Raw genomic sequence first — 6,272 nt, 5'->3', positions numbered from 1 at the left:
CCTCGCACATCGGCTTATTCGTTCGCTGTACTGTTCAGTTTTCAAAGAATCATCGCTCTTCAAGCGACTTGATTATCATATCACGAAGTTTTCGTTTTGTCAAACTCTTTTTCAGAAGTTTTTCAAACTATTTTTTCGTGATGCTGTGTGACAGCTTCATGATAATATCACATTTGCTTTTCTCTGTCAACGGCCTTTTGATTTTCTTTCGGCTGTCTCAAGATTCAGCGTAATAAATTATAGCAATTACACTGCCTGCTGTCAAGAAAATTTTCAAAGTCATTTCAAAAGAGACTTGTTTCTCTGTCTATCCAGCTTTCCTGTCTGGCGCTTTTGATTTCATCGCCTTCTTCCTCCCATCCCATAAGGAAGGGAGACTCCCGGTGATGACGGCCCATATTTTCCAGTACCTCCGCTCTCTTTCCATTGGCATAGCAGTAGCGGCAGAAATGGCCGCAGCTGCTGTAGGCGCCTATGTCATGGCCCAGAAGGCAGCTGCAGCCCCGGCGGGCATGCATATTTTCATAGGATGGGATTCTGATAGGAAGTCCAATGGCTGCCTCCACCTTTTCCTTTGTCAGGCAGCCTGTAGTATCTACGCCCAGGGACGCAAAGGCCGGATTTTCCAGGCAGGATACCAGTTTCATGCCATGCTTTTCCCCGATTTCCACAAATTTTTCCACCAGGTAAAGCTGATCTTCATGGCTCACCCTTCGGGCCGCAGGGAAATTCCGCATGGTTTTGCCGTAAAGGTCAATGAAGCTGAAAATGCAGGTATGAGTATATCCCTCCAGCGCCTCTGCCAGGGCGGAGAAGGCGCGGACATGGAAATTTCTGTCGTATTTCCCCAAGAGGAGCACCGGATCATAGCGCCAGCACACATGGGAAGGGCCCAGGCAGCGGGAAAGGGAGCGGAAGGCTTGAACCACTTCTCTTTTGTCCGGCACATGGGGCTCTATGTCCTTCCCGTAGGGCGTAATAGTTACATGCCAGAGCTGGCGGAAGGAAGCAAGGGCCTCCATATGCGGCAGAAGAGGAAGCGGATTCTTCGTGCAGAAGCACAGGAGATCCACCACCTCCGGATCCAGCACGTACCGGGTAACCCGGGCATGGTTGAAGGGATTCCGCACCATGACGAAGCCCTCTTTCAGCCGGTTTAAAAACCAGGGGCCGTAAAAGGCGGGGATATCAGTCCGCTGCCCCGTATTGATAATCATGGTCTATTCCTTTTCTTCATTTTCCCGGCAGATGGCCTCGGCTTCTTTCAGCCACTTCTCCCGAAGGGAGGCAGGAGAAAGCACCTTGACCCGCTTTCCCTGGCTCAGGAGCCACATGAGGATGCCATCGCCGCGGATGGTGTCGGTGATGAGGAAGCTGCCATCCCTCTGGGCCTTTGCCTTGGCCGTAGGAAGCCGGTCCAGCACTGCCTCCACGCTGGGGCCTCGATAAATGAAACGGACATGTTCCGGCCTGCCGCCATACATATACTGGATGCTGTTTTTGAAAGCCCCTTCCCGGAAGCGGCGTCCGTAATTGACGGCAAATGTTTCTCCCGTATCCTTAAGACGGCTCATGCGGTCCAGCCGGTACACCCTCGTTTCCGCGCCGGTAAGTTTTTCTTCTCCCTTCGGAATTCCCATCATATAGAAATAGTATTCTGAGAAAAGAACCCCTTCGGGACAGACTTCGTGGAGCTTTGATTCCTTTTCCCCCTGCCGCCGGTAATTGAAGGACAGCACATGGTGGTCCTTCACCGCCCCTGCCACAATCCACAGGTCCGATACGTCAGGCTCTTCGTGAGCCGGGTCCAGATAATCAAAAAGCTCGCTCCGTATGTATCGTTCCACTTCCTTTTTGTCTGTGCCCAGCACGGCGGACTGCAGCAGACGGCGAAGCAGGGATTCCAGCTCCTTTTTGTGGAAGGCCCGGCTGGCAAGGAGAATTTTCCCGATGGCATAAAGTTCATTGGGCCGAATCATTTCATCCTCCAGCTCCCGTATGCGGTACACCTTTTGGGCCCGATCGTAATAAAGTTCCCGGTGCATGCCGTCCCGCTCTTCCCTTTCCGCCAGATATTTTCTGATTTCCGCCAGATACCGGCTGGCGGTTCTCAGGTTGACGCCAAAGGTTTTCACCATCTCCTGCCTGCTCACCACGCCGCCCCGGCTCAATCTATCCCAGAGGAAAAGGACCCTTTCTGTCTTCTTGTCATCCCTGTCTGTTTCTTTTTCAGCCATAACCGTTCTCCGCCTTTCTTAGATAGAAAACCGATTTCTTATAACACCTGTATCAAATAATTATAGCAGATTTAGAAGTTTTTCAACAGACGGCATCATGGAAATCCATGCATAATAAAAAGCTGCAGCATCACAGCGTGATTCTGCAGCCTTTTACCTTCCTCTTATCGGAAGGAAAGCACTTCCTTCAGCGGCTTTCTTTCATTGGCCGCCGGAATGACGGCGGGATGGCCTACGGCGATGATGGCGGACACATCGTATTCCTCCGGAAGGGAAAGGATGTCCTTGATTTTTCCTTCATCGTAGCGGCCCATAATCAAAGTGCCCAGTTCCAGCGCATTAGCTGCCAGGCAGAAATGGGCGGCTGCCACGCCGGCATCAAAGGACTGCCAGTGGGTGCCCTTGGATGTAGAAGGGCTTCCGTCAGGCTCATAGCCCGAAAGCCCCTTGATGGCGCAGAGCACCATCAGCGCCGGTGCGGCATGGATATTTTCCGTGTTCCATGGGAATTTCTTCGTACACTCATCGGCAATCTTATCTTTCAGCTCCTTTTCCAGCACCGCCACGTACCGGATGGGCTGGGTGTTTTCCCAGCAGGAAGCCATCTGCGATATTTCCACCACATTTTCGATTTCCTGCGCCGAAATGGGTTCGTCTGTATACTCCCTGATGCTTCTCCTTGAAATGAGACATTGAATTGCGTCCATTTTTCTCCTCCTGACTAAAGGAAAGCATGCAGGGAAGCGCTGATCCATTTATGTCGTTTATTTTTATGTAAGAATAAAAGGTTGAATCAGTACTTCCCTGGAGGGCTTTCCTTTTGCTTTCAAAAAATGATACCCTGCTTATTTTACCACAGGAAAGAAATCTATCCCATCCGCCCGTGGGAAAATGACAAAACCATGTACCCGGGAATGTCCGGCTAATATCACTCCGGAAACAGGTCTTTCCCTTCCAGCTGGTATACGTCCTCTTTCCCCTGATCCTCAGGAGAATACCGGATTTTGACATAAATATCCGGTTTTTTCCCTTCATGAAGCCACACTCCTATGGATGCCAGTGTCTCATCCTGCTTTTTTCCGCTTCCTGTCCGCCACAGACTGTTATCAGGCCCGTCATGCCGGTCCTGGGAAAATTCCATCAAATCCTCCAGTACATAGGGTTCATGCGAACTTCCAAGAAGGGTCTCTATCCTTTCATATCGGGTAAGGCTTGACTGGCCTATGCGCCTGTTCAGGGATTGAAATTTCCTGAACAGATAATGGTTCGTGTGGGCCAGGGTTCCATTCTTCATCCTTTTCACCCTGAATTCTCCATGGTCTCCGATTTCCACACAGGCCAGCTCCCGGGCATCTCCCAGCATCAGGAACTTTGGTCCCCTGAAAAGTACGTCAAGGGCCAAAGCCTCTTCTACGGTGGCGCATTTCCCCAGCATTTCGCGGATACAGCTTTTCTTCTCATGTTCCATGGAAAGTCTTTCCTTTTGGGGAATGGAGCTGGCAGCTGCTGAAAAAACAGCCAGACCCGCTTCATTCACCCCGCCTCTTAAAAACATCTTCCCGCTGCTGCCGCCAAAAATGCCATAAAACCGATACCGAGGCCCCTCTTCGTACCGCATCTCCTGGTACTGGGGATGCCAGTCCCGGTTCTTCACCAGCAGGGTGCCGCCGCCTTCCACTTCACTGCCCTGGGCCCCGAACAAAGTACAGGCTGAAGCAGGAGCCAGAGCCAGCAGGAAAAATGCCAGCGCCGCTGCCGCTGTTTTCTTCAAGATCACCGGTCTTTCCTCCTCTGCTTTGCATTATATACTATAATAACAGTAATAACATAAAAAAGGAGCCCCCATGATACAGGATATCGCACCCCACCATTTCAACAACCGTTATGATTCATCCATTTCCCCTGACAGCAGCAGCCTGATTTTCTGTTTTGAAGGGGAAAATCTTCTCCTCATGAAGGATTTTTCCCTTCCCACGGGGAACGATGTACAGCCCGCAAATCCGGAGTACCTCTTTTCTTTTGACAACATTTCCTGTTTTCTTTCCCTGGAAAGGCCGGACAAACTTCCTGTATCGGGGTCTTTTGTGCCGGTAAAGCAGCTCAGAAACTCCCCTTTCCCCGGGGAGAACCTTTTCCTCGTCTGGACGGCCCTCCAGATCTTCCGGTGGATAAGGGAAAACCGGTACTGCGGCAGCTGTGGAAATCAGCTGGTCCCCTCTTCTTCCGAAAGGGCCCGCATCTGTCCATCCTGCGGCCGCATCATTTATCCACGGCTGAACCCCGCCGTCATTGCAGCGGTCACCTGGAAAGACAGGCTCCTTCTCACCCGCTATGCCAGAAGATTCATTCCCTACTATGCCCTCATTGCAGGCTTTACGGAAATCGGAGAAACGCTGGAAGAGACGGTGCAGCGGGAGGTGATGGAAGAAACAGGCCTCCATGTGAAAAATATCCGCTACTACAAATCCCAGCCCTGGGCCATAGCCAGTGACATTCTGGCCGGCTTTTTCTGTGAGGTGGACGGAAGCACGGATATTGTCATGGACAGGGAAGAACTGAAAGAAGCCTTCTGGGTAGAAAAGAAGGATATCATCCTCCAGCCCGATGATTTTTCCCTTACCAATGAAATGATGAGGATTTTTAAGGAAAGTTGAATCACAAAGGGGACTGTGAAAAAATATAAATCATTTTTTCACAGTCCCCGCTTCGCCTTCATGGAGTTGGCTTTATAGCTCCCCTATGAGCCGGCCCGGAAGGCGAAGCCGATTCCGGGCCGAACCGGTACTCAGGGCAGAGCCCGATGGCGGCCTGCAGCCTTTGAACCCCCCTTGAGTTCGGAAATACAGTATGCCAGACGTATGTATTCTATCGTCTGTCTTCTGATGTCTCCCAGCGGTCAAACGTCTCCTATCCGCCGCTATTTTCCCCAAGCGAAATATGTTTTCAATAAGAAATCCTTCAGCCATTCAAATGAGCCAGAATGGCTTCGGTCATGCCTTCGCCGTCCACCTTTTTCATGCCTTCCCGGTAAATATCTCCGGTGCGGTATCCGTCCTCCAATGTCTCATTCACCGCTTTTTCGATGGCCTCTGCCGCCTCATCTTCATTGAAGGAGTAGCGGAGCATCATGGCGGCGGAGAGGATGGTGGCAATGGGGTTGGCAATGCCCTTTCCTGCAATGTCCGGAGCGGAGCCGTGGATGGGTTCGTAAAGGCTTGTTTCCTTTCCGATGGAAGCGGAGGGCAGCATGCCGATGGAGCCGGAGAGGACGGCGGCTTCGTCGGAGAGGATATCGCCGAACATGTTGCTTGTTACCACCACGTCGAAGAAGGAGGGGTGGATGGCAAACTGCTGGGCGCAGTTGTCCACATACATGTGGTCCAGTTTCACGTCCGGATATTCTTCGTCGTGGATGCGGATGGCTGTCCGCCGCCACAGGCGGGAGGAAGCGAGCACGTTGGACTTGTCCACGCTTGTCACATGGCCGCGGCGTTTCTTTGCCGCCTCCATGGCAAAGCGGGTAATTCTTTCCACTTCGGGGACGGAGTAGCTTTCCACATCCCAGGCCCGTTCCACGCCGCCATCAATTTCCGATTCGCAGCGCTTTCCGAAATAAATGCCGCCTACCAGTTCGCGGACGATCATGATATCCGTGCCTCTGGCGATTTCCGGCTTCAGCGGGGAGTATTCAATCATGGAGTCCTGGATTTTCACGGGGCGCAGGTTCACGTAGAGGCCCAAAGATTTCCGAAGACCCAGGATGGCCTTTTCGGGACGGAGGGACGGTTCCAGATGGTCCCACTGGTCGCCGCCTACGGCGCCGAAGAGGATGCCGTCCCCCTTCCGGCAGGCCTCCACCGTTTCCTCCGGCAGGGGCACGCCGTATTTGTCATAGGCCGTGCCGCCGGCGTCCTTCCATTCATAGGTGAAATCGAGATGATAGATTTCATCGATTTTCTTTAAAATTTCGACGGCCCCGTCGGTCACTTCCCTGCCGATGCCGTCGCCCGGAATGACTACGATATGCTTTCCCAT

At 52.1% G+C, this 6,272-nt stretch carries 6 protein-coding genes; 1 reads left to right on the top strand and 5 read right to left on the bottom strand.

Going from position 1 to position 6,272, the window contains the following annotated elements; all coding sequences use genetic code 11:
* Positions 1–284 precede the first annotated feature (284 nt).
* The 4 genes from QZQ29_RS01475 to QZQ29_RS01460 form a co-directional block, all read right to left on the bottom strand.
* Positions 285–1,217: a DUF1848 domain-containing protein gene (locus QZQ29_RS01475; RefSeq protein WP_296958756.1), complete on the bottom strand. Its 933-nt coding sequence runs from the start codon at positions 1,215–1,217 to the stop codon at positions 285–287.
* A 3-nt stretch (positions 1,218–1,220) separates the two neighbouring features.
* Positions 1,221–2,237 (bottom strand): WYL domain-containing protein, encoded by a 1,017-nt coding sequence (locus QZQ29_RS01470; RefSeq protein ID WP_296958754.1) that lies wholly within the window; start codon positions 2,235–2,237, stop codon positions 1,221–1,223.
* 164 nt (positions 2,238–2,401) lie between these two features.
* Positions 2,402–2,944 (bottom strand): nitroreductase family protein, encoded by a 543-nt coding sequence (locus tag QZQ29_RS01465; protein ID WP_296958753.1) that lies wholly within the window; start codon positions 2,942–2,944, stop codon positions 2,402–2,404.
* Positions 2,945–3,165: 221 nt separating this feature from the next.
* A complete protein-coding gene (locus QZQ29_RS01460) occupies positions 3,166–4,008 on the bottom strand; it encodes a C45 family peptidase (RefSeq protein ID WP_296958751.1) in 843 nt (280 codons plus the stop codon).
* 73 nt (positions 4,009–4,081) lie between these two features.
* On the opposite strand from QZQ29_RS01460, the gene nudC reads away from it, so the two are divergent.
* Positions 4,082–4,891, top strand: coding sequence for an NAD(+) diphosphatase (nudC, locus tag QZQ29_RS01455; RefSeq protein ID WP_296958749.1), 810 nt, complete (start codon positions 4,082–4,084; stop codon positions 4,889–4,891).
* A gap of 304 nt (positions 4,892–5,195) precedes the next feature.
* Here nudC and leuB read toward each other — a convergent pair whose 3' ends face one another.
* On the bottom strand, positions 5,196–6,272 hold the full coding sequence (leuB, locus tag QZQ29_RS01450) for a 3-isopropylmalate dehydrogenase (protein ID WP_296958747.1): 1,077 nt from the start codon (positions 6,270–6,272) through the stop codon (positions 5,196–5,198).

This window comes from uncultured Dialister sp., assembly GCF_900538805.1.
Classification (GTDB): Bacteria; Bacillota; Negativicutes; order Veillonellales; family Dialisteraceae; genus Dialister.
The sequence above is the reverse complement of the archived record's forward strand: the minus strand, read 5'-3'. Positions and strand labels throughout refer to the sequence as shown.